The sequence below is a fragment of the Dyadobacter fanqingshengii genome (assembly GCF_023822005.2).
Taxonomy (GTDB): Bacteria; Bacteroidota; Bacteroidia; order Cytophagales; family Spirosomataceae; genus Dyadobacter; species Dyadobacter fanqingshengii.
This window is the reverse complement of the sequence record NZ_CP098806.1, coordinates 5,783,702-5,807,791: the sequence shown is the minus strand read 5'-3', so window position 1 is coordinate 5,807,791 and position 24,090 is coordinate 5,783,702. Positions and strand designations below refer to the sequence as shown.

At 45.9% G+C, this 24,090-nt stretch carries 22 protein-coding genes; 15 read left to right on the top strand and 7 right to left on the bottom strand.

Going from position 1 to position 24,090, the window contains the following annotated elements; translation table 11 throughout:
* Position 1 precedes the first annotated feature (1 nt).
* From NFI81_RS24380 to NFI81_RS24370, 3 genes are all read left to right on the top strand, one after another.
* The gene (locus NFI81_RS24380; RefSeq protein ID WP_082215718.1) at positions 2-187 is read left to right on the top strand and encodes a LiaI-LiaF-like domain-containing protein; all 186 of its coding nucleotides are present in this window, start codon (positions 2-4) and stop codon (positions 185-187) included.
* 4 nt (positions 188-191) lie between these two features.
* The gene (locus tag NFI81_RS24375) at positions 192-1,235 is read left to right on the top strand and encodes a toast rack family protein (RefSeq protein ID WP_234616096.1); all 1,044 of its coding nucleotides are present in this window, start codon (positions 192-194) and stop codon (positions 1,233-1,235) included.
* Positions 1,236-1,296: 61 nt separating this feature from the next.
* Positions 1,297-2,016, top strand: a complete 720-nt coding sequence (locus NFI81_RS24370) for a M15 family metallopeptidase (RefSeq protein WP_234616095.1) — start codon at positions 1,297-1,299, stop codon at positions 2,014-2,016.
* 1 nt (position 2,017) lies between these two features.
* Here the strand turns inward: NFI81_RS24370 and NFI81_RS24365 are convergent, their stop codons facing one another.
* Positions 2,018-2,737, bottom strand: coding sequence for a head GIN domain-containing protein (locus NFI81_RS24365; RefSeq protein ID WP_234616094.1), 720 nt, complete (start codon positions 2,735-2,737; stop codon positions 2,018-2,020).
* 240 nt (positions 2,738-2,977) lie between these two features.
* Here NFI81_RS24365 and NFI81_RS24360 point away from each other — a divergent pair, with 240 nt between their 5' ends.
* The 3 genes from NFI81_RS24360 to NFI81_RS24350 are packed head-to-tail and all read left to right on the top strand — an operon-like array spanning position 2,978 to position 6,412.
* Positions 2,978-3,571: an RNA polymerase sigma-70 factor gene (locus NFI81_RS24360; RefSeq protein WP_234616093.1), complete on the top strand. Its 594-nt coding sequence runs from the start codon at positions 2,978-2,980 to the stop codon at positions 3,569-3,571.
* Between the two features lie 2 nt (positions 3,572-3,573).
* Positions 3,574-4,605, top strand: a complete 1,032-nt coding sequence (locus NFI81_RS24355; RefSeq protein WP_234616092.1) for a FecR family protein — start codon at positions 3,574-3,576, stop codon at positions 4,603-4,605.
* On the top strand, positions 4,592-6,412 hold the full coding sequence (locus NFI81_RS24350) for an STN and carboxypeptidase regulatory-like domain-containing protein (protein ID WP_234616091.1): 1,821 nt from the start codon (positions 4,592-4,594) through the stop codon (positions 6,410-6,412). The genes NFI81_RS24355 and NFI81_RS24350 overlap by 14 nt, the downstream gene beginning before the upstream one ends.
* On the opposite strand, the gene nadE is transcribed toward NFI81_RS24350, so the two are convergent.
* Positions 6,413-8,473 carry an NAD(+) synthase gene (gene nadE, locus NFI81_RS24345; protein ID WP_234616090.1) on the bottom strand — a complete coding sequence of 687 codons (2,061 nt, stop codon included), beginning with the start codon at positions 8,471-8,473 and terminating at the stop codon, positions 6,413-6,415.
* Between the two features lie 107 nt (positions 8,474-8,580).
* Here nadE and NFI81_RS24340 point away from each other — a divergent pair, with 107 nt between their 5' ends.
* Positions 8,581-9,816 (top strand): ABC transporter permease, encoded by a 1,236-nt coding sequence (locus tag NFI81_RS24340; protein WP_234616089.1) that lies wholly within the window; start codon positions 8,581-8,583, stop codon positions 9,814-9,816.
* A gap of 19 nt (positions 9,817-9,835) precedes the next feature.
* Here the strand turns inward: NFI81_RS24340 and NFI81_RS24335 are convergent, their stop codons facing one another.
* Positions 9,836-10,996, bottom strand: coding sequence for a methionine aminotransferase (locus NFI81_RS24335; RefSeq protein ID WP_234616088.1), 1,161 nt, complete (start codon positions 10,994-10,996; stop codon positions 9,836-9,838).
* A 138-nt stretch (positions 10,997-11,134) separates the two neighbouring features.
* On the opposite strand from NFI81_RS24335, the gene NFI81_RS24330 reads away from it, so the two are divergent.
* Positions 11,135-13,282 carry a glycoside hydrolase family 31 protein gene (locus NFI81_RS24330; protein ID WP_234616087.1) on the top strand — a complete coding sequence of 716 codons (2,148 nt, stop codon included), beginning with the start codon at positions 11,135-11,137 and terminating at the stop codon, positions 13,280-13,282.
* Here the strand turns inward: NFI81_RS24330 and NFI81_RS24325 are convergent, their stop codons facing one another.
* Both NFI81_RS24325 and NFI81_RS24320 read right to left on the bottom strand, forming a co-directional pair.
* Entirely contained in the window at positions 13,283-13,759 is a 477-nt protein-coding gene (locus NFI81_RS24325) for an NUDIX hydrolase (protein ID WP_234616086.1), read from the bottom strand. It abuts the gene before it with no gap.
* A gap of 20 nt (positions 13,760-13,779) precedes the next feature.
* Positions 13,780-14,817 carry a LacI family DNA-binding transcriptional regulator gene (locus tag NFI81_RS24320; protein WP_234616085.1) on the bottom strand — a complete coding sequence of 346 codons (1,038 nt, stop codon included), beginning with the start codon at positions 14,815-14,817 and terminating at the stop codon, positions 13,780-13,782.
* 276 nt (positions 14,818-15,093) lie between these two features.
* Here NFI81_RS24320 and kduD point away from each other — a divergent pair, with 276 nt between their 5' ends.
* The 7 genes from kduD to NFI81_RS24285 all read left to right on the top strand — a co-directional run bounded on the left by kduD (position 15,094) and on the right by NFI81_RS24285 (position 22,392).
* Positions 15,094-15,864 (top strand): 2-dehydro-3-deoxy-D-gluconate 5-dehydrogenase KduD, encoded by a 771-nt coding sequence (gene kduD / locus NFI81_RS24315; protein ID WP_234616084.1) that lies wholly within the window; start codon positions 15,094-15,096, stop codon positions 15,862-15,864.
* A gap of 40 nt (positions 15,865-15,904) precedes the next feature.
* Positions 15,905-16,735 (top strand): 5-dehydro-4-deoxy-D-glucuronate isomerase, encoded by an 831-nt coding sequence (kduI, locus tag NFI81_RS24310; RefSeq protein ID WP_234616083.1) that lies wholly within the window; start codon positions 15,905-15,907, stop codon positions 16,733-16,735.
* Position 16,736: 1 nt separating this feature from the next.
* On the top strand, positions 16,737-17,084 hold the full coding sequence (locus NFI81_RS24305; RefSeq protein ID WP_234616082.1) for a cupin domain-containing protein: 348 nt from the start codon (positions 16,737-16,739) through the stop codon (positions 17,082-17,084).
* A gap of 80 nt (positions 17,085-17,164) precedes the next feature.
* A complete protein-coding gene (locus tag NFI81_RS24300) occupies positions 17,165-19,048 on the top strand; it encodes a glycoside hydrolase family 88 protein (RefSeq protein ID WP_374759502.1) in 1,884 nt (627 codons plus the stop codon).
* A 12-nt stretch (positions 19,049-19,060) separates the two neighbouring features.
* Positions 19,061-20,584 carry a tagaturonate reductase gene (locus NFI81_RS24295; RefSeq protein ID WP_234616081.1) on the top strand — a complete coding sequence of 508 codons (1,524 nt, stop codon included), beginning with the start codon at positions 19,061-19,063 and terminating at the stop codon, positions 20,582-20,584.
* 50 nt (positions 20,585-20,634) lie between these two features.
* On the top strand, positions 20,635-21,915 hold the full coding sequence (locus tag NFI81_RS24290) for an MFS transporter (RefSeq protein ID WP_234616080.1): 1,281 nt from the start codon (positions 20,635-20,637) through the stop codon (positions 21,913-21,915).
* Between the two features lie 42 nt (positions 21,916-21,957).
* Entirely contained in the window at positions 21,958-22,392 is a 435-nt protein-coding gene (locus NFI81_RS24285; protein ID WP_234616079.1) for a nuclear transport factor 2 family protein, read from the top strand.
* On the opposite strand, the gene NFI81_RS24280 is transcribed toward NFI81_RS24285, so the two are convergent.
* Complete coding sequence (locus NFI81_RS24280) at positions 22,379-23,413, bottom strand: PDDEXK nuclease domain-containing protein (RefSeq protein WP_234616078.1); 1,035 nt, start codon at positions 23,411-23,413, stop codon at positions 22,379-22,381. The genes NFI81_RS24285 and NFI81_RS24280 overlap by 14 nt on opposite strands.
* Positions 23,414-23,505: 92 nt before the next feature.
* Positions 23,506-24,051, bottom strand: coding sequence for a hypothetical protein (locus tag NFI81_RS24275; protein WP_234616077.1), 546 nt, complete (start codon positions 24,049-24,051; stop codon positions 23,506-23,508).
* Positions 24,052-24,090: the final 39 nt, after the last annotated feature.

Below are 24,090 nucleotides of genomic sequence, written 5' to 3'. Positions count from 1 at the left end.
CATGAACTTTCGAAACATTTTCTGGGGAGTTATCCTCATCATTGCCGGATCACTTTTCTTAATTGAAGAACTGACCTCATTCGATTTTGGCCGCTTTTTCTGGCCAATAATTCTGATCACAACCGGCGCACTTTTGCTATTGCGTAATTATTTGAATTCTGATATTTCCAACCGTTCAAACATTTAAAACGATGAAAAACTCACGCGGTATAGTTTGGGGTGGATTGCTGGTCATACTTGGAATGCTCTGGCTTCTGCGGAACATGAACCTCCTGAACATTAACTGGGACGAGGTTCTTCCCTACTGGCCTGTATTACTGATAATTGCAGGAGCATTACTACTTGCAACGGGTAACGAAAGCAGAGGATTCGGCGGAGTGATTGCTTTGCTGATAACACTGGCAGTGTTTGGCGGGATTGTCAACAAAACTGACGAAGCCTTTGATAGGCACGCTGGAAACTGGGATTGGAACTGGGACGACGATGACGATGACCGGAACTTTGGTTACAATGATCATGATAATAATGATCACGACGAGGACGACAATGGTGAGCACGACGAAAACTATGAAAACGATCGTAAAAACCGGGATGGAAAAAGGCCGATAAATGGCAATTACAAGTATGAAATGGAAGATTTTATTCAAAAAGCCAATTTTCATCTTGAGGGCGGTGCAGGTTCTTTTACCTTGAATGGTAACACGCAGAAACTTTTCGAAGCCAACACGAAGAGCACAATGGTGGGTTTTTTATCCAACACGTCCATTAACAAACTGGATAATTCTGCAACGGTCAACCTCAAAATGGAGGAAGGCAATGTGAAGATCAATGAGGGTGAAATTTCCAACCAGGCAAAAATTCAATTGAATGAAAAGCCGATCTGGAACATTGACCTGGGAATAGGCGCTGGAAAAGGCGACTTTGATTTCAGTAATTACAAAGTTGAAAAACTGAAAGTAAGCACGGGCGTTGCTGATATGGACATTAAAATGGGCGACAAAATGACCACTTCCAACATTGATATTGAAGCAGGCGTTGCTTCCATCACGCTGGAATTGCCTCGTTCTGTGGGTTGCGAAATGCATATGGATGGTGCATTGAATGCAAAAAACATGGACGATCTCGACAAGATCAGCAACGGCCTTTATCGTTCACCTGATTTTGACAACGCCTCCAAGAAGATCATTATCCACTTCGAAGGCGGCCTGACCAGCGTTAATATCAAACGTTACTAAATACACCCCAAAAATAGAAATGAATATCTTTGCAGCTTATCGCAACGATATTCATTTTTTTATGTCTCGTAAGTTTCGTTTTCTAATTCTCTTCCTGCTTCTATGCTCCATAGCAGGTGTTGCCCAAAAACCTGATAAAGAACCTATTAAGAAATTAACAATTCCTCCGATTGAACAGAAAATGATTGGGCAGGGATTGGTTGATATTCAAAAGCTGGATCCGAGCATTAAAGTTGAATTGAAATATTCCACAACCGACAATTTTGTAGGAAAAGACGTTTACGGAGATCTGAGTCGCGCTTATCTACAACCCGAAATGGCGAAGCGATTGGCGAAAGCGAACGCACTTTTAAGAAAGAATCACTCCGGTTACACATTGCTGGTTTACGATGCTGCTCGTCCGAATTCCGTGCAATATGCGCTTTGGGATGCATTGGATAATCTCAAAATTCCTGCAAAAAATAAGAAAATGTACGTCGCTGATCCGAAGATCGGTTCTAACCATAACTTTGGCTGCGCAGTGGATTTGACTGTGGTTGACGAGAACGGAAAACCATTGGATATGGGGACCAAATATGATTTCTTCGGCCCCCTTGCCTATCCCCGTTCAGAGCAGGAAATGTTGAAAAAGGGAAAGCTGACAATCCAGCAGATCAATAACCGCCAGATTTTAAGAAAAGCGATGAACCAGGCCGGTTTTGCCACTAATACGACTGAATGGTGGCATTTTGACGGCATGTCAAAAGCCCAGGCGCGAGCGAAATACGGCATGATCAAGTAGACTAATCCTGCCTTACCGTGCTGTTACCGGATGTTTTCTTGTCCACATTCGGATTGCCTTTGTAGCGCACATTGCTGGCACCGCTCGCATCCACTTTCAGGAATTCGGAAACGCAGACCCTTGCTGTGCTGGCTCCCGACAGTTCCAAATCTGATTGCTGGGCAATGAGGTCAAAAGCATCAAGTTGCGAAGCGCCGGAAAGATCGCCGTCCAGATATTTGCCTTCCCCGAACATGAAGAGCTGAGACGCGCCTGAAAGATCAAACTTAAAATCACGTCCTGAGCCTTCAAACTCCACCTTCGACGCACCCGATAATTCAAATTCAAGCTCTGGCAAGTTTTCAAATCCTTCCAGCTTCGCCTTCACCGCACCCGAAAAATCAACTTTTTGAATGTCAGGCATTGTAATGTCAATGTACATCGGCTCCCGGCGGTTGCGCCACGAATTGTTGTAGCGCGCAACCAGCTTTCCACTTTCAACAAATAAGTTGAGGTCGTCCAGATCATTCAGCTCGCCTTTTGCAGAAACAGAAAAGGAACTTCCTGCTTTAACATTCACCCGAAACGCACTGCCCATTTCGAGTTCGTCAAAATTGCGGAAATCATAAGTTCTCGTTCCCTCGCCGCGTGGCGGAATGTCGTCCTGCGAATCCACATAGACGCAAGACTGAATGATGAATGCAAAGAGGGCAAGCGTAATGGAAAGAATAAAATGTTTCATGGCTAATAAATATAATTATGAATATGGCTAATGAACGCTAATAAGGGCGTTTGGTTTAAGACAACCACGCCCCGTTGTCCCCCTATTCACAAAAAAAATTTTTTGGCATAGGGGGGCGTGAGGGGGTCAGTTGTCATATGAAAAAGCGAATTAAACTTGATAGCGACCGCTCTTCTTTATCGGGAACCATTAATCGAAAGAGATTATTTATTTTTGACCGAAAATCAAAAACATAACTCGGTGTACTCTTCCGATCCAGATATTGTCAATGCGATAAGGCGGGGCGACGAACAAGCCTTTGAGCAGACTTTCCGACATTACTATCAGCGACTTTGCAATTATGCGTGCACGCTACTCAAAGATGAGGAAGAGTCGGAAGAGGTTGTACAGACTGTTTTTTTAACCATTTGGGAAAAAAGAGAAGATCTTGAAATAACATTATCGTTAAAATCCTACCTCTATCGTGCTGTTCACAACCACTGCCTCAACCGCTTCAAACACGCGTCGGTAAGGCAGGTTCATAAGGAACACACATTGAACTTCGGTGCGCAATCTTACGAATCGGTAACAGAAGTGATCCATGCCAATGAACTGGAAGAACGAATAGAAAAAGCAGTGAGCACATTACCAGAACAGTGTCAGAAAGCATTCAGGCTCAGCCGCTTCGAAGAACTGAAATACCACGAAATAGCAGAACAACTGGGCATTTCAATAAAAACAGTTGAAAACCAGATTGGTAAGGCGTTGAAAATATTACGCATTGAACTTGCAGATTATCTGCCCGGAATGCTTTGGCCGGTTTATCTTATTGTTGAACAGCTAACCAGATCGTAACCATGAACCTATCTCATGAAAACATATCGGAGGAGCTGTTAGCACGTTACCTGGCAGAAACCGCTTCAGAACAAGAAATAGAACAAGTGAATGCATGGCTGGCGCAATCGCCTGCAAATGAGCGCGAACTGGCAACTTACAAGCTGATCTGGGACCATTCTGCCCATGCAGCAAAAACCAGCTTCCCGGTTAATACGGACGCAGCCTGGAACAAGATGAAAGCCAAAATGGCGAAGCCGGCTCCGGCAATCGTCCCTGACATTCCAAAACCTGCTGCGCGTGAAATTGAGTTTATTCCAAACAATGCTAGGCGAAAACTCCCGATAAAGGTTTGGGCAGCAGTGGTCGCTTTGGCCTTGCTTGCTTTCGGATGGTTTCATTTCCAATCCAACAAATCGGATGAAACACAGCGCATTGCAACAACTAATAACACCACCGACAGCGAGCTGCCTGACGGCACCAAAGTGTTCCTGAACTATAATTCCTCATTAACTTATCCATCCGATTTCAATGGCGATCTCAGGACTGTTTCTTTACAGGGAGAAGCGTTTTTTGATGTGAAGCCGGACGCCGCGCATCCGTTTGTGATCAACGCCAACGGAACGGAAATACGCGTTTTGGGGACTTCATTCAATGTAAAGGCTTACAAAGAAGCGCCGGTACGGGTGGATGTTTCAACCGGAAAAGTGGAGGTTAGCAAAGCCGCCAAAAAGATCCAGCTCATAAAAGGACAAGGCGCCGAAGTGCTGGACGACACGATTAGAGGGCTGGAAGCCAATATGAATATGCTGAGTTATCACACGCAAGTGTATGATTTCAACGCAGCCGATCTGAACGAAGTAATCACTTCAATTCGTGATGGTTACCATGTTGATGTGCGGCTGTCCAACCAGCAGATCGCGCAATGCAGGCTTACGATCCGTTTCGAAAAAGAACCATTGGATGCCACGCTCTCCGTCATCGCTGAAACATTGGATCTTGACCTGAGAAAAGAAGGAAAGGTTTACTGGCTCGACGGAAATGGCTGCCAATAGTTTTTTCAAACATAAAACAAGCATTCTCTTTGTCTGGCTTTTTTTAATGGCCGGTTTTGCATCTGCGCAAGACCTGCTCGAAAAAAAGATTACGCTCAATGTTACCAATCGTCCGCTGGATGAAACGTTGCAGAAGATAGGCGATCTGGGGGGATTCAGCTTTTCTTACAGCCCGGATATGGTGGATGTTAAGGTCCGGGTGTCTATTCAGGCCAATAATTTGAGTGTCAGGGAAATATTAACGACCCTTTTTAAAGACAAAGTATCCTTCAAAGAACGTCGCAGATACATTATCCTGCAAAAAATAGAAGTCCCAAAAGATGAAAAGCCAGAGAATTTCAACCTCAACGGCTATATCATCGACAACAAAACGGGCAGAAAGCTGGCGAATGCGAGTATTTACGAATCGGCCACGCTAGCGTCCGCAGTCAGCAATCAATATGGTTATTACAAAATCCGCTTGCCTGTTTCTTTGACGGCCGTTCGGCTGGAAGTCAGAAAAGAGGATTATATCGGCAAAACCATTTCAATTGCGAGCAGAGAGGATAAATATTTACAAATCAAACTTAATCCGGACACATTAAAACCACTTTCGAGAAAAGCTGCACGCGCCGTTTCGATCAAAGATTCGTTGCATCACAAAGTGGCAATTCCGCAGTTTGAGGTCGCGTCAGAAGCGGATTTCGGAGCTGACACCATTATCGGACAAGTGGGCGGCCGTCCGGAATTTAACATGGCCAGGGAATCCGAAAAGTTCAGGACAACTTATCGCAAAGTTCAGAGCCGGGTTGTGAGCGCGTTTGCATCTGCAAAACAGGCGATTCACACCCGCAACATTGAGGACACCTTATACCAACAATTCCAGGCTTCAATTTTACCGTTTTTGGGCACGAACCACGAGCTGAGCGGGAACATTATCAATGATTATTCCATTAACCTGATTGCCGGTTATTCCCTGGGTGTCAACAGATTAGCAGTTGGCGGCTTGCTCAATGTTGTGCGTGGCAATGTGAATGGATTTCAGTTGGCTGGGGTCAGCAACATTGTCGGCAAGGATGTGACCGGCTTTCAATATGCCAACTTCCTGAACATCACATTAGGAAGCATTCACGGCTTTCAGGGAACAAACTTCATCAACTACATTGGCAGAAATTTGAGAGGCTTCCAGATTGCAGGCATCGGCAATGTGGTGGTCGGGACTCTTGAAGGTTACCAGCTTTCTGCGGGTTATAATTATGCAAATACAGTGCGGAGCGGCCATCAGATCGGTTTTGTCAACTATGCGGATTCCTCGGCCACAACTCCTTTCGGGATTTTCAGCTACGTCCGCACGAATGGTTACCGCCGCTACGAGTTCTCGACCGATGAATTCAACTATTTCAACACAGCCTTCAAAACAGGCGTAAGTGCATTTTATAATATTTTCAGCCTAGGGACCAGCGGAACCATGGATGACAAACCGCTCCTGACATTGGGTTACGGCTTTGGGACAGCACAAAATTTGGGCAAAGGCTGGGGAATTAATGCGGATGTTACCGCCAACCTGGTCATTTTTAAGGGTGACCCGCTCGAAGACGTCAACACGGGACTTTTTAAAGTGGCGATAGCTGTTGAGAAAAAGCTGGGCAAACGGTTCGCGCTATTTGCGGGGCCATCTGTCAACCTGCTAACCAGCCGACATTCCGGCTTAATGGACACGGAAAAGTCAAGAGGCTTGAACCCCATCTGGCTTTGCGGGAGACCGGATGACTCCCGCAGAACCTATGGCTGGGTGGGCGTACAAGCCGGGATCAGGTTTTGTAATTAGTTAAAAACCAATCCGCTTGCTGCCATTTTGCATGGCTGCGCCAGCAGCATATTCCTTCAATTCTTTCAATTCTTTTTCAAAACCGCCTGACAAGATCGGGAAGCGGCACCACGTTCTCGGGTCCAGATTAAGGTCATCCAAATGGAAAGAAGGCGCATAACGCTCCCGTTTCCACTGATTTCGGCTCCATAACTTAAAGAAACGCTCGGTCCAGGCCAGCAGCTGTTCGGTCTCGTAAAGGCCTTTGTAACGCACCTGTAAATGACGGTAGGCTTCCAAAGGCGATTTTTTATCGCGGATTGCCAGTTTTTCCAATGCATTCAGAAATTCATAGGGCATCAGATCCGCCTCGTCCGTTTGCGTTTGGGCAAGCGGTCTTAGCTCGGCGGTCGGTTGCAAACTGTTCACTTTTTTCAACCCCTCGATCTTAATGTGCTTGCCTTTCACCTCACAGCCTGCTGTTTCCAGCCAGCGCAGCCATTGCCGCAAATAATGTTTGTCAATGCCTGCCAGCGGGCTAATGCTGCCAGCCGTGTCACCATCCATCGTGGCATAACCCACGGCAACCTCGGAACGATTAGAAGTGGCCAATAGCAAATGATTGGAAAGGTTGGTTAGCAACCAAACACCCGGGGCACGCACCCGCGCCTGAATGTTCTGCAACGCAATGTCGTCCTGCTCCCAGGAAAGCTTTCTACCAATTTTATCTTCAATAAGGCCTTTATACGTCTCGACAAGACCATTGATATTAATGTTATAAAATGTAGAACCAATGGATTCCGCCAGCGATTGCGCCGATTCCAGGGTGTCCGTGGAACTGTTCTCTGTGCCCTGATAAATGTTATGGATCAAAACCAAAGCCAGATCTTCCTCGGTTTTGGCAGACTGAATGTCTTTAATGTGGGATAATTTTTCTTTCAAACGGTCCATTCCAATGCTTTCATCTGCTAGCCTGATCATCAATCCGCATAAGGCAGTGCAAGCGCAGGAATCCGCGCCGCCGGAAAGGGAGATCGTGAAACCGTTTGATCGGCTTTTTCTCAAATAATCAAATAATGCCAGGCAAACTGCGCGTGCAAATTCTTCTTCTTTCAACGCTCCGCCTTTTTCAAACGGCTCAATGTCAGGAACCTGCGGAAGAACGGGATCGATATCGGGGAAATCGAAACGGCCACCAACGCGCCAGGTCCGGTCTTTATTTCCAACCGTAATCTTACTTTGCACCTGGCTCAGGCGTGTATATTCCGTGTCGATAACGGCGGTTGTAATCAGAAAATCCTCGTAACTGAAACGCGGGCTCGACGCCAGCAGATCGCCATTGGTAGCAATCATTGCGTCGCCGTCGTAAATCGCTCTTCCAGCCTCATTACCAAGCAGATTGGTATAAATATAACTGCATGAAAATGCCCTTGACGCATCTACAACAAGCTTTTCGCGCGTCATGAATTTATTAAATGCAAAATGGCTGGCGCTTGGGTTCAGAATGATATCAACGCCCCTTTCATAAAGTCTGCGCGCGGGCCGGTTCGAAACCCAGCCATCTTCACAAATTTCAAAACCTACTTTCACACCAGTGGTACCGCCTTGGATAGGACCAATGGCCAGATCAAAAAGCACATCCCCGATCGGATACAGCATTTGGTTCACCTCAATGGACTCCACAATGCCTGGCTGCCAGGGACGAAACCACCGGGCTTCGTAGTGAATGCCGTTGTTCGCGAGGTTTTGTTTGCAATAAAAACCCAGGATCTGCTTGTTGGAAATAAGGCAGGCAGCATTGTAAACACTCCCGTTATGCCGAACCGGCAAGCCCACAGCCACAACCATTCCGGCCGTTTCCTGCACAATTTCAAGCAGACATTCTTTGGCCTGCTCAACAAGATCCGGTGCAAAGAAATAGTCGTCGCAGCCGTAACCCGAAATACACAATTCGGGCAAGCAAAGCAGGCTGACCTGTTGCTTCCTGGCTTCATTTATTGCATGAATGATGTTCTTCGTATTCCCCTCCCACGCCATCGGCGTCTGATTCACCACTCCGGAAGCTACTTTGATCAATGGCATAAAAACGATTCTGGTTTGTGCCGGCAACTTAATAAAATTGCTTGTGCGTACCGGCAAATGTTTTTCCCTATTTTTGCCAAACATAAAAATTAACCGGTAGATTCCTCTTGCAATTCCCCTCATTCATCGCAAAACGCATCCGCCACAACGAAGCAGGCTCGTTTTCTGCAACCGTCTCACGCATCGGCGTTGCCAGTATTGCCATCGGGATTGCGGTCGGGATCATTGCTTTTGCCGTGTTGTTGGGTTTCAAACAAACCATTCGCCAGAAGATCTTTCTGTTCGGCGCGCACATTAATATTTCCTCGTTTGCCGTTGGTAACACTTACGAGGAAGCACCGCTTTTTGTCAAAAACCCGATTACAGAAGCATTGCCCAGAATACCCGAAATCCTTCGCTGGCAAGGCGTTGCGCACAAATCTGGCATCCTGAAAACCGCGGATGAGATTAAAGGGGTTATTCTGAAAGGCGTAGGCCAGGATTATGACTGGAATACATTCAAGGGAAGTCTCATTGACGGGAAATTGATTACTAATAAAGATTCGACTTCAATCAAATACGGATATTCCTCCGAAATCCTGATCAGCCATAAAATCGCATCGCAACTCCGGCTCAAATCCGGGGATAATGTGATCATGTATTCCATGCAAAACCCTCCCCGACCGCGTAAACTGACCGTAGTGGGCATTTACGACACACAAATGGAGGAGTTTGACAATAATCTGATCATCGGTGACATTAGTCTTGTGCAACGGCTCAATGGCTGGGGAAAGGATTCCGTCGGGACTTATGAAGTTTATCTGAAAGATTTTGAGAAGCTGGATGAAGTCGCAGCGCTGCTGAGACGGACCCTTCCGCCATCTATTTATCTGCAACGCGTCACCAGCATTTTTCCGCAGATTTTCGACTGGCTTTTGCTGCTAGACCGTAATACCGCCGTCTTTTTAGCATTAATCCTCTTCGTCGCGTGCTTCAACATGATCTCGATCCTTCTGGTAATGATCATGGAAAGGACGCCGTTAATAGGGCTTTTGAAGACATTGGGCAGTCCCAATAAACAGATCCGAATGGTCTTTTTCAGAGTTGGCCTTCATATGGTGCGCAAAGGCATCATCATTGGAAACATTGCCGGATTGCTGGTCTGCTGGATTCAATATAAATTTAATGTCATCTCCCTCGATCCCGTTAATTACTACATGGACACTGTGCCTATCGTCTTCGACTGGCCTATTTTCTTTATGGTCAATGTGATCACCATTGTTATTTCCGGACTCATTTTGCTGATCCCAACATTGATCATCTCGCAAATCACGCCTATTAAAGCCCTTTTGTTTAAAAAATAATAGATTTAAAGGTCTGTTTTTACCAAACAACTTTACTCAATAGTTCCGCTGCTCTTAACAGCGTGTCATCATTTTTGGCAAAACAAAAACGCAGGGTCTGATAATTCGTGATCTGATCGTAAAAAACGGAAACAGGAATGGACGCCACGCCCGCTTCAATGGTCAGTCGTTCGGCCAGTTCGCGGTCATTTTCCCCGGTAAGATTTTCATAAGAAACATTCTGGAAAAAACTTCCCTCGGACGGCCTCAAACCAAAGCCAATATCCTGGATTGCATGCACAAACAAATCCCTCTTCCGCTGGTAAAATGCCGATAATGTTAAGTAATGCTCAGGGTTTTCCAAATATTCGGCAATGGCAAACTGAATGGGCGTTACCACACTGAAGACCAGGAACTGATGGATTTTCCTGAATTCGGCAGTTAATTCTTTCGGAGCCAGACAATAACCTAATTTCCAGCCGGTTGTATGGAATGTTTTACCAAAAGAACCGCACAGGAATGTGCGCTCAGCCAGCGCGGGAATGGATGCAGCGGAAATATGTTCCCGGCCATCGAAAATAATGTGTTCATAAACTTCATCGCTGATCACCATTAAATCATGCTGCCCCGCAATGTCTGCAAGCTGGTGCAAATCAGACAGTTTCCAAACATTTCCAGTCGGGTTATGTGGCGTGTTAATGATCACTGCCTTCGTTCTCGGGCTGATTTTTGATCTTACATCTTGCCAGTCAATGCCTTCATACTGCGGATGCAATGTTACAAAAACCGGAATGCCGCCATTTAGCTCAATACAAGGGACATAACTGTCGTAAGCCGGTTCAAAAACAATCACCTCGTCACCCGGGTGAACGACCGTGGACAACGCCACATATAATGCTTCCGTGGCGCCGCTGGTGATGGTAATTTCGGTTTCGGGATGATATTCCTTTGCAGTTGCAGCGAATACTTTCTTTGCAATCGCTTCCCGCAGAGCCATCACGCCAGCCATAGGCGCATATTGATTTTTACCTCGCGCAATATATTTACCAACCAGTTTCTGCAACTCCGGCGCGCAATCGAACTCCGGAAAACCCTGGGCCAGGTTTATAGCCTGATGTTCTTCGGCCAGCCTGGACATTTTTGTAAAAATTGTGGTTCCAACGCGTGGAAGTTTGGAGCGAAAGGCAGCCTTCAAATGCATATAAGATCTTTAAAAGCTTTAAATATAGCTTATAGCAACGTCGCTTCGCAGTATAGCAACCATTTGCCCGAAATTTTACCGCAATATTTAGTATAAAATGCGCCCCTGAGCTTATATTAATTCAAAACCATGTTCCCTATGCTTAATGTCTTCTGCCTGCGCTCGTTACTCATCCTGCTTTACCTGATTCCGGCAACATTGGCCGCGCAAAACATTCAATGGCAGGAAATATATCCCGGCGTTTGGAAAGGAGTGGCTGGTAAGCCGGACGATTATGACTTGCTCAAAGCCGCAGAAATAACGCCTTCGTCAACACTGCAAAAGCTTTCAAAGGAACCATTTCCGTTGGATAAGGCCGAGATCCGCGTTGAGCAGAACAATGGCAAAACTTATCTCAGGCTTCCGTTGGTCAAAAATGAGCAGCTTTTTGGTTTTGGGTTAAATTTTCAGACTGTGCATCAGCGCGGAAGGATCATGCAGCTGCACGCAGATCATTATGGAAAGACCGATAATGGCCGTACACACGCGCCTGTGCCCTTTTATGTGTCGTCGCTGGGTTATGGTGTCTTTGTTAATTCAGCTAAATACATCGATGTATACGCGGGCTCCAATGTGCGCAAAGACAGCAAAAATCCGCCGGAGGTGATGGACCGTAACACGGATAAAAATTGGAGCGCGCACCCTTATTCCGATGCCGTGGAAATGCTGATCCCAGCCCAAGGCATTGAAATTTACGTGTTTGCAGGCCCCAAACCCATCAATGCAGTCCAGCGGTTCAACTTGCTGAGCGGCGGCGGATGCCTGCCCCCGCGCTGGGGACTGGGTTTTACGCAGCGCGTGCACAGACTTTACACATCCGAGCAAGTGAAGCAGGAGGCCAAAGCATTTGAGGAAAAAGGTTTTCCGCTCGATTTCATTGGCCTGGAACCGGGCTGGCAGAGTAAATCCTACCCCTGCACATTTGAATGGGACAAATCGCGTTTTCCTGATCCGGCGGGTTTTGTGAAAGAAATGGATGCGATGGGTGTTAAAATCAATTTATGGACCAATCCTTACGTTTCTCCTGACGCTGCAATTTATAAACCCATGTTGCCGTTTACCGGCTCGCATACGGTCTGGAATGGCATTGTGCCTGACCTTTCCATGCCACAAGCGCGAAAAATCCTTTTTGATCAATTTGAAAAAGAACATGTAAAAATCGGCGTGAGTGGCTATAAGATCGATGAAGTGGACGGTTTTGATTCTTATTTATGGCCTGACGTCGCCACGTTTCCATCGGGACGTTCCTCGGAACAGATCCGCCAGACTTATGGATTGCTCGTCCAAAAACACAGTTTTGAAATGTTCCGGAGAAATAATGTGCGCACATACGGGCTCGTGCGCGCGTCCAATGCAGGTGGAGCTTCTTTCCCCTATGTGATTTATAATGACAATTACAGCCATGAAGATTTCATTACGGCATTGATTAACAGCGGTTATGCAGGCGTTTTATGGACGCCTGAGGTGCGCGCATCCAAAACCGCGGAAGAATGGTTGAGGCGTTTCCAAACGGTTTGCTTTTCGCCCATGGCAATGATCAATGCCTGGTCAAGTAGCACGCAGCCTTGGACATTCCCGGAAGTTGCGCCGCAAATAAAAGCTGTTGCTGAACTGCGTATGCGCATGATGCCTTACTGGTATTCCGAATTTGCCAAATATCATTACGACGGCACGCCGCCATTCCGCGGAATGAGCCTGGAAGAAGGCTTTTCAGGCAATGTTAGCAAAGAAAAAACAGCCACAGACCTGGAAGCGAATCCATACGAAGAAGCGGTTGTTAAGGAAGTGAAAGACCAATACATGGCCGGGGAGTTCCTGCTCGTTGCGCCCCTGTTTACCGGCCAGACATCCCGCACAGTCATTCTTCCAAAAGGCAAATGGTTTGATTTCTACACCGGAAAATTGGTGGGCGACGGAGAAATTATCACCATCTCACCAGGCCTCGACCAGATTCCGGTTTTCGTAAAAAACGGCGCGATCATTCCCATGATGCCCGCATTGCTGCACGCGCCAAAAGCCGGACAGAAAGTGGACCTGGAAATAAGGCATTACGGCGACCAAAATGGAAGTTATAAGCTATATGACGATGACGGAGAGACATTTGCTTATGAAAAGGGCATTTTCTCCTGGCGCGACATTCAAGTTGAAAAACAAGCAGACGGGAAATTCAAAGGCAACATTTCGAATGCAGAAATTGGTAAACCAAGTACAGTCGGCAATGTTACCTGGCGCTTTATGACGCAATGATCAGGCTTTGTCCAGATCTGTGAAACCGGAGGTAAATTGGTTTACACGGAGCGGATTTTGCGCAAGTTCGGCAACCAAAAATTCGGGATAAAGCCTTAGGTTGGAAATTTCGGCAATTGGATGCCATTTAAAAAGCAATTCACTGTCACCTTCCACGCCTATGAAATCGTTCAGATCTGTTAATGACGGGATTTCCATTTTGTAATAAAACCCCAACTCGTGGTGTTTCTTGTCGTTATAAACAAAGAAATTCTCTGAAACCCAGAGCATTTCCCCCACCAGCACGTCCATTCCGGTTTCTTCCTGCATTTCGCGGATCAATGTGTCCTTGGAAAACTCAAACAGGGAAGCGCGGCCGCCGGGCAAGCTCCAAAATTTGTCTGACGGCGTTTTATGTAAAAGCACTTTCCCGTCCACGATCGCAACGCCCGCAACGCGGTAATTAAACAATGCTCCATCAATGGCCAGGCTGATCATCTAATCAAATAATTTGGTGATTACAATGCTTCCGCTTTTCCAACGGACGATTCGCGGATGATCAACGAGGTTTTTAATGATCTGGTTTCAAAGACATCCGTCTTTTGCGGATGCTCAATGAGCCTGATCAGCAATTCAACTGCTTGCTGGCCCATTTCCATCGCGGGTTGTACAACAGCTGTTAATGGCGGATTAAGCAACTCTGCAACGCTGATATTCGTAAACCCGACAATCGCGATCTGCTCCGGGATCCTGATCTTTTTCTTTTGCAAAACAGACATACAACCCGTCGTAAGGCGATCACTTGCCGTAAAAATGGCGTCAGGCGGTTCGGGCATTTCCAGCATTTCCTGCACAGCAGCCTCGTTTTCAGTGGCTACTTTACCCCCATGGTAACAATATTTGACATACGATTCATCGAATGGGAGGCCATTATCTTCCAAGGCTTGCTTATAACCCGCTAAGCGCTCGGTCGTTATGGATAAATAAATGGGGCTAGTCAAATGTGCGATGCGCTTTCTGCCGGATTTGATTAAATGCTCCGTGGCCTCATAACTTCCCGCAAAATTGTCCACGACGACCTTGTGCGTTTCAATCGCATTCGGCACGCGGTCAAGAAAAACGATTGGTAAACCTCTTTCCATCAGGTCCTGAAAATGGAACAGGTTGGTGGTAAGGCTGGATAGCGAGATCAAAAGGCCATCTACTTTCCGGGAAACCAGGTAATTTGTATTGGCGACTTCCCTTTCGTACGATTCATGACTTTGAAAAATAACCACATGATAACCGAGATTATAGGCTATCGATTCAATGCCATTGATAAGTTGCGAGAAGAAATGATTGGCGATTTCAGGAATAATGACCCCAATGGACTTGCTTTTACTGTCCCGCAAACTCAGCGCAATGGGATTAGGCCGGTAATTCATCCGCTCGGCATATTCCATGACCAATTTCTTGGTTTCCGGGTTTATTTCATAGCTGTTTCGCAAGGCACGGGAGACGGTCGAAGTCGAAAGTCCCAGCGCTTTGGCAATGTCCTTAATTGTGATAGTCTCCAAAGAAAAATTGGTTTATTCCAACTTAATGTTTGATAAGATATACTTTATCGAACATCATGTCAATGTACTAAAATAGAAATGAATATCGAAACGGATCGGTAGATGTTTACCGCCGCGCATGAACTGATAACGTTCCCGATAACGATTGCACAAAAAAAGACAATTCAATATTTGATAATTCTAACTATTCGGCCTAAACTGCCGAAGTGAAAGGTCTTCTTAGACCGACGCGTAATTTAGGGCTTACCCCGAAAAACACAATTTGCCATTCCTTAAATGAGTACAATCAATTTATTTGACCTGACGGGCAAAACCGCACTGGTAACCGGTGCCAACCGCGGAATAGGCAAGGCAATGGCCGAGGCACTCGCAGAGGCGGGAGCGGATATCATTGCCGTTTCGTCATCCGACATTCAGTCAGCCGGCGACTTACAGCATGCTGTTACAAAAACCGGCAGGAAATTTTATCCTTATCAGGCCGATTTAGGAAACCGTGAAAGCATTTATGCATTCATTGAAAAAGTGAAAACAGCCCATAATCGCATCGACATTCTCATCAACAATGCAGGCATTATTCTGAGGCAGCCTGCAGCGGAACATTCAGACGAATACTGGGATCAGGTGCTGAACATTAATCTGGATGCACCTTATATTCTTTCCAGGGAGTTTGGTCGCGATATGATCGCGCGTGGATATGGCAAGATCATCTTTACAGCTTCGTTACTGACATTTCAGGGCGGCATTAATGTTCCCGGTTACACGGCATCCAAAAGCGCGATCGGCGGTCTTGTAAAGGCATTAGCCAACGAATGGGCCGGAAAGGGGGTGAATGTGAACGCCATAGCGCCGGGCTACATCAATACAGACAACACGGAAGCATTGCGAAACGACCCTGTGAGAAGCAAATCCATCCTCGACCGCATCCCGGCTGGAAGGTGGGGGATGCCGGAGGATTTTAAAGGCCCGGCTTTGTTCCTGGCGTCAGATGCATCTAGTTACGTGAACGGCACCATATTAACCGTTGACGGCGGCTGGATGGGCCGGTAATCTTTCCAAAATGTTTAATAACCCAGCAAAAACCAAGCTCATGCAAATCAGATTTGAAAGTAGCCGTAAAGAAGTTTCCCAGATGGACACGGCGACTTTACGCGAGAATTTTTTAATTGAAAATATATTTCAAAACGACCAGATCAACTTCGTTTACACGCATTATGACCGCGTTATGATCGGAGGAGCCATTCCGATGACCGCCCCGCTTACATTGGAAACTTATGGCCCGCTGAAAGCTGAATATTTCTTGGAAAGAAGGGAAATCGGGATCATTAACATTGGCGGCAAAGGCCAGGTTCAAGCGGACGGGGCGACCTTTGAAATCAGTAAGCTCGGCTGTGTTTATTTGGGAAAAGGAACAAAAGAAGTTGTTTTTTCAAGTGAAAATCAGAGTGATCCTGCGGTTTTTTATCTCCTATCCTCGCCTGCACATCAGTCGTTTCCAGCAACATTATATACAAAGGAAGACGCTGCACCCACGACAATGGGCAGTATGGAAACCTCCAATCACAGGACCATTTACAAATACATTCACGCGGGCGGCATTCAAAGCGCACAGCTCGTGATGGGCCTCACCGTTTTGCAAACCGGAAGCGTTTGGAACACCATGCCTGCACACGTGCACGACAGGCGCATGGAAGCTTACTGCTATTTCGATGTGCCTGCCAGTCAGCGCATTCTGCATTTAATGGGCGAACCAACCGAAACCCGCCATCTGTGGCTGTCCGACCGACAGGCGATCATTTCCCCGCCCTGGTCAATTCACTCAGGCTGTGGCACTTCGAGCTATTCATTCATCTGGGGAATGGCAGGCGAAAACAGAGATTACACGGATATGGACGCAGTAGCGATAACTGATTTGAGATAAAATGAACGATATAAAAGGAAGAGAATTTATTGACGATTCGGACATTCCCTGGGAAGAGTTGGGCGGCGGTTTGAAGCGGAAGATCATGGCTTATGATGATAATCTGATGATGGTCAAAGTGACTTTTGAGAAGGGAGGCGTGGGCGCGTTGCACAGCCATTTTCATACGCAAATGAGTTATGTGGAAAGTGGCAAATTTGAAATAACCATTGGCCCGAAAACGGGCATACTAGGCGGTGGCGACGCCTATTACATTCCGCCGGATGTTGTTCATGGCGCATTATGCCTGGAAGCGGGAATGCTCGTGGATATTTTCAATCCGATGAGAGCCGATTTTATAAAAACCTAGTCTCTAATGTTCTTTCTTTTCTGATGAAAAAACTGCTACGCGGCATTCAACTTATTGCACTTTTCTTCTCTGCACCAAACATGATTGTGGATGCTTGGGCGCAGGAACTTCCCTTGTCGCGGCAAATGACCGACTCGTTCATGGCGCGTCATAAGGATTCTATTTTAGTAGGAAAAAACACCGCGGCGAAATGGGATTACGAGCAGGGATTAATGCTGAAAGCCATCGAAAAAGTTTGGTATAGAACGGGGGAAGGCAAGTATTTTGAATACATCAGAAAAGACATTGACCAATACGTAAAGCCAGACGGAAGCATCAGAACATACAAATTTGACGAGTTCAACATCGACAACATTCCGCCGGGAAGAGCATTACTTACACTTTATCAACAAACACTACCAGACAAAGACAAATACAAAAAGGCTGCTGATTTGCTTTGGAAGCAACTGGAAGAGCAGCCGCGCACAAAAGAAGGTGGATATTGGCACAAAAAAAGATATCCAAATCAAATGTGGCTGGACGGCCTTTTCATGGGTGAACCCTTTGCCGCAGAATACAGCCTGCTATTCAATCATCCAGAACATTTTGATGACATCGCGAAACAATTTGCATTGATTGAAAAATATGCAGTTGATGAAAAAACGGGTTTGATTTATCATGCGTATGATGAGAGCCGTGAGCAAAAATGGGCAGACAAAACAACTGGTCGTTCACCTAATTTCTGGGCGCGTGCCATTGGCTGGTATGCCATTGCGTTGGTGGACGTGCTGGATTATTTTCCGAACGGTCACCCGAAAAGAATTGAACTAATCCAATATCTGAAAAGGCTTGCGCCAGTGTTGGCCAAATACCAGGATAAGCAATCAGGATTATGGTATCAGGTCATAGATCAGGGAAATAGAAAAGGAAATTATTTCGAGGCATCCGCGTCATGCATGTTCATATATGCCCTGGCGAAGGGTTCAAGGATGGGTTATATTGATGAATCTTTTGCAGCCAATGCAAAGCGCGGTTACGCAGGAGCATTGAAGGAATTCGTTGAGAAAGAAGCAGATGGATTATTAAGTCTGAACAAAACAGTAAGTGTAGGCGGACTCGGCGGCACGCCTTACCGCGACGGAACCTACGAATATTACCTGAGCGAACCCATCCGGAAAAACGACTTGAAAGGAATCGGACCATTCATTTTTGCCAGTATTGAAATGGAAATTGCTGCTGAAAATGCAGTTGGGAAAGGCAAAACGGTTGGGTTAGACTATCATTTTAACCAAGAAAGTAAAAAATTGGCTGATGGAAAAAGTGAACCATTCCATTACACCTGGGAAGATCGGCTGCATTCAGGGTTTTGGTTATGGGGCCAAACATTCAAAGAGTTAGGTGCCCAAACAGTCGCCGTTTCGGGCGCGCCGACTGCCGCAAAATTGAAAAATGTAGATGTTTACATTATCGTGGACCCGGACACAAAAAAGGAGTCGCCTAAGCCCAATTTCATTCAGCCAAACGACATCAATGTGATCGAAAAGTGGGTGAAGGATGGTGGTGTGTTGGTAATGATGGCAAATGACACTGCCAATTGTGAGATCCCGCATTTCAATGAGCTGGCGAAGAAATTTGGCATGCAATTCAGCAATAAAAACCGGAATATGGTGCAAGGGACGCAGTTTGAACAAGGCAAATTGACGATCCCGGCGGACAACAAGGCCATTTTTAAGACGGCCAGCAAAATATACATTAAAGAACTTTCTCCTCTCCTCCTATCTGCTCCGGCCAAATCAGCCCTGACGGACCAGGGAGACGTTATTTTGGGCATTTCCAAATATGGAAAAGGAACTGTTTTCGCTGTGGGCGACCCGTGGCTTTACAATGAATATCTCGACGGACGGAGGATTGATACGAGCTTTGAGAATTTTGAGGCAGGAAAAGATCTGGCCGATTGGTTACTAAAACAGGTTGTTAAAAAGTAAAACCGAAATGTTATGAGCCGCCTTTTTCGCGAAAATCTTGGCCAGTTAAGAAATCAGCCAGGGCTTGTTGTCCCGGACGATAGTACTTTCCAACTGCCTGAAAAAGTGCTTCAATTTGGCACAGGCGCATTTTTACGGGGCCTTGCCGATTATTTCATTGATAAGGCCAACAGACAAGGCGTTTTCAACGGGCGCATTGTGGTGGTGAAGTCTACGGACGAAGGCGACCTGAAAGCATTTGAGCGACAGGATAATCTATACACAATATGTTTGCGCGGCAGCCAAAATGGTGTCGTGCGGGAGGAAAACATCATTTCCTCGGCTATTAGCAGGGTTTTGTCGGCTAAAACGCAATGGTCGCTCGTGTTGGATCTTGCGAAAAATCCTGCGATCAGCATTGTGATTTCTAACACCACGGAAATTGGTATCCAGCTTGTTCAGGATGATATTTATCAATGGCCTCCCGTTTCATTTCCAGGAAAATTACTTGCATTTTTATATGCCCGTTATGTAGCTTTTGGCGGAAATCCGGAATATGGCGTGGTCATTATTCCAACAGAGCTGATCACCGATAATGGTAAAAAACTCGAATCCATTGTGCTGGAATTAGCACATAGGAACGGGCTGGAAGCAGCATTTATAGACTGGCTTGAAAATCACAATTCATTCTGCAATTCACTTGTGGACAGAATTGTACCGGGAAGGCCTGACGAGAACATATGCAAAGAGCTGGCCGCTGAACTCGGTTACCAGGACGATTTGCTGATCACTGCGGAACATTATCATTTGTGGGCCATAGAAGGTGACGCGACCATCCGTAAAAAGCTGCCATTCCACGAAGTCGATGCAGGTTTGATCATTGAACCGGACATTGAATTATATCGTGAGCTGAAATTGAGACTGCTCAATGGTGCGCACACACTCGGAAGCGGCCTGGCTCACTTATGTGGTTTCAAAACCGTGGATGAAGCGATGGAAAACCCGCTTTTCGCTACTTATCTGACTAATCTAATGGAAACGGAAATTGCACCTGCGATTCCTTATCCGGTCGTCGAAGAGCGGGCCATGCAATTCGGCCGCAGTGTGCTCGAACGCTTCCATAATCCGCATTTAAGGCACAAATGGCTGAACATTACCCAAAATTATTCTGCCAAAATGCTTTCGCGTGTAATGCCGGTTTTTTTAAAATATGAAAAAACCCGCGACACTTTTCCGGAACACATTACATTCGGATTTGCAGCTTACATTTTTTATATGAAGCCTGTGCGAAAAGATGGTGATAACTATTACGGGCTCGCTAATGGTGCTTATTATTTGATTCAGGACCAAAAAGCTGGTTATTTTCATCAGAAATGGCAGATTGCGTCGCTGGAAGATATGGTTATCGCCATTTTAAAAGATCAATCAATCTCGCAAAAAGATCTTTCCAAATCGGAGGCGATCCGCAAAAATGTCGTCTCTCATCTCGAATCCCTGAAACAGCTGGGTGCATTAGATACATTGAAATTATTTCTTGAAAAAACCGAATACGCCTGAATCACAAGCGCCGAATTTTATCAGCCTAATTTAACCTGCAAAATCCCTACATGGAAAACCAAATGACCAAATACCGTTGGCGGATTGTGGCCCTGCTCTTTTGCGCAACTACGATCAACTATCTGGACCGGCAGGTTCTGGGATTATTAAAACCAACATTGGAGGCCGATTTTGGCTGGTCGGAACAGGATTTCAGTCACATTGTAATGGCTTTTCAAACGGCTTATGCCATTTCGCTGATTGGGTTCGGGGCTATCATTGACAAAATCGGAACCAAATTAGGCTATACGATTTCGGTGGTCGTGTGGAGCATTGCGGCCATGTTGCATGCCGTTGCGACGGGCACATTCAGCTTCGGGTTCATGCGGGCATTGCTCGGACTTGGCGAGGCGGGAAATTTCCCTGTGGCCATTAAGGCAACAGCAGAATGGTTTCCCAAACGTGAACGCGCACTGGCAACGGGAATTTTCAATTCCGGCGCGAACATTGGCGCAGTCGTCGCGCCGATCATGGTTCCATGGATTCTGGGCTCCTATGGCTGGCAGGAAGCGTTTTTGATTACCGGTGCCATTGGTTTTGTGTGGCTATTTTTCTGGTTTCGCTACTATGAAGTTCCTGCCAAACAAGCGCGGGTTAATCAGGCTGAGTTTGACTATATTCATAGTGACAATGAACCTGATACGAGCAAGGAAGCGCCTGTTAAATGGCTGGACCTGTTCAAAGTGAGACAAACCTGGGCTTTTGTTTTTGGTAAAATGCTTACAGACCCCATATGGTGGTTTTTCCTCTATTGGCTTCCCTCCTACTTCGCCGAAGCGTTCAAGCTAAATCTTTCCAAACCAAGCCCGGAACTCGTTATCGTTTACACCGCTACGACTATTGGAAGCATTGGCGGCGGTTATCTTTCAGGTTATTTTATCAAAAAAGGCTGGCCTATTTTCAGGGCCAGGAAGACGTCGATGCTCATTTTTGCATTCCTCGTAACGCCTATCATGCTTGCACAATACACGACTAACATTTGGCAAGCGGTGGTCTTGATCAGTTTGGCGGCAGCGGCGCATCAGGCTTGGAGCGCAAACATTTTCACCACGGCTTCGGATATGTTTCCTAAGAAGGCAGTAAGCTCCGTGGTGGGGATCGGTGGGATGGCGGGATCAGTAGGAGGCATCCTTTTTCCGCTTTTGGTAGGGATAATCTTAGATAATTATAAGGCTGCGGGCAATATCGGCGGCGGTTATAACCTCATTTTTATCATATGCGGCTTCGCTTATCTGCTCGCCTGGGGTGTCATGCATTTGTTTGCGCCTAAGATGGAAAGAGTTGATATTTAGAAGCTTACAGAACCTGCATCGTTAACCAACAGTATTTTTACAATGAAAAAAACATTTTTACTGGCCGTATTTCTCTTGCTGGGAAATATCATTGCCTCCGCACAAAGCAGCGACGAAAAAGCAGTAGCCGAAGCTGTTGAAAAACTTCGCGTCTCTATCATTGCCGCAAACGAGCCCGACTTATTGAAACTCACGTCCTCGTCTCTGACATACGGACATTCAAATGGTCTTCTGGAAGATCAAAAAGAATTCATCCGTGCATTAACAAGCGGCGAATCAAAATTCACAAAAATCGACCTTTCCGAGCAAACCATCACCATTTCCGGTGATGTGGCCATGGTCCGCCATAAACTGATCGGTGACACGCACAACAAAGGCAAAGATCCCGCTCCCGTCCGGCTGGGCGTATTCACAGTCTGGCAAAAAATAAAAGGACAATGGCTTCTGATTGGAAGACAAGCGTTTAAGTTGGTTTAAGATTCACTTTCTGGCGCGCAATCTCGACGGCCTTATGCAGTTTTTCCTGCAAAAGTTCTTGCGAAGGCAGCGCTGTAAGATAGTCAGCAACACGAATGTTTGCCTGATCCAGTTGCATCAGCTCTACATGCTCCTTGTTTTTACCACTACACAATATCAGGCCGATGGGCGCATTCTCGCCTTCGGCCTGTTCGTATTTTTCGAGAAAGCGTAAATACAATTCCATCTGACCTTTAAAACCTGCTTCAAAAGCGCCCATTTTCAAGTCAATCGCAACGAGGCATCGTAACCTTCTGTGATAGAAGAGCAAGTCGATAAAATAATCGCAGTTGTCAATTGTAATACGCTTTTGCCTCGCCATAAACGCAAAATCGCTGCCAAGTTCAATGATGAACTTTTGAAGCTCCACGATGATAGACGTTTCCAGATCTTTTTCTGAATAAACATCTTTTAAGCCCAAGAAATCAAGGAAATATGGATCACGAAAAACAAGGTCCGGGTTGAGCTTCTGTTTGTCTCGCAGCAGGTTAAGGTCATTGACGATTGTTTCTTCCGGTTTTTTGCTGATGGCTGTTCGCTCGTAGAGCATGGATTTGATGCGTTCATCTAACTGTCTGGAGGACCAGTTTTCCAGACGACAAATCTCAATGTAAAATTCTCTCTTGAGCTGATCCTCAATATACATGAGTGACTTTAAATGTGTCCAGCTCAATTGTCTCCGCAGCGCGGAGACAATTGAGCTGTCTGGAAATACGCTGGCGAAATGCATACAATGCCGTATCAGCTTTTCACTCCATCCACTTCCATATTCTGATACTAAATCGTAGCTTAAAATACGAATGACCTGTTTGCCATATTCTGCACGGTCATTCCTAAGCACGTCTTCATTAATCCTTTTGCCAATCTGATAATACAACATTGTGATCTCCGCATTTACAGCGACAGCAACTCTGGACCTGCTTTCCTTGATGAGTTGCCTAACAGATGAAATTAGCTCAGTTGGTTTTACTTCCTCGTTCATAAATACATTTGGTTAGTTTTCTAACTTTTATGCATTTAGACGCAGCTGCATCAATCAGGTCACAGGTCTCCCGAAAAATTTTTCAGATTATTTCACTCCTCATCATAAAACGTCAGCGGGCCTTTGTAGTGAGCGGTTACGTGTTTGCCGTTTCGTTCGATGCAGTCAATGTCGAGGATATAGTTGGGGCCGTCTTTTTTTACGGTTAGTTTGCCTTCATTTAATGCGTAATATTCGCCGTCTTCGGTGGCAAAATCGCTGTTGAAGACTACATAGGAATCAAAAAAAGTCTTCACTTCTATGGTGAAGTCGTTGTCAAATGTGTATTCGCCCTCATCCAATGCATTTCCTGTGGCGCTGATCAGTTCGAAGTAGATTCCATGTCCGATCCCGTAGATGGAATCTATATGACCGCCTGACTCGCGGATTTTTACGCCGTCTGAGGATAAAAACAGCACATGCCCGCTTTCGCCCTCCGGATATTCTCCTAAATGGATTAAAAGTCCTTTTGAAATCTCAAATTCCCTTCCATCGTGCATTAAGGCATTTTTTGGCTCAATTTCTTTGTCATCTTTACAACCGGCAAATGTCAGGATCAACAACAAAATGACGCAGAGCGACTTTGTAAAATTGTACATTGTTCAAGATGGTTAGGTTAAACATTGGGATGCAAATTT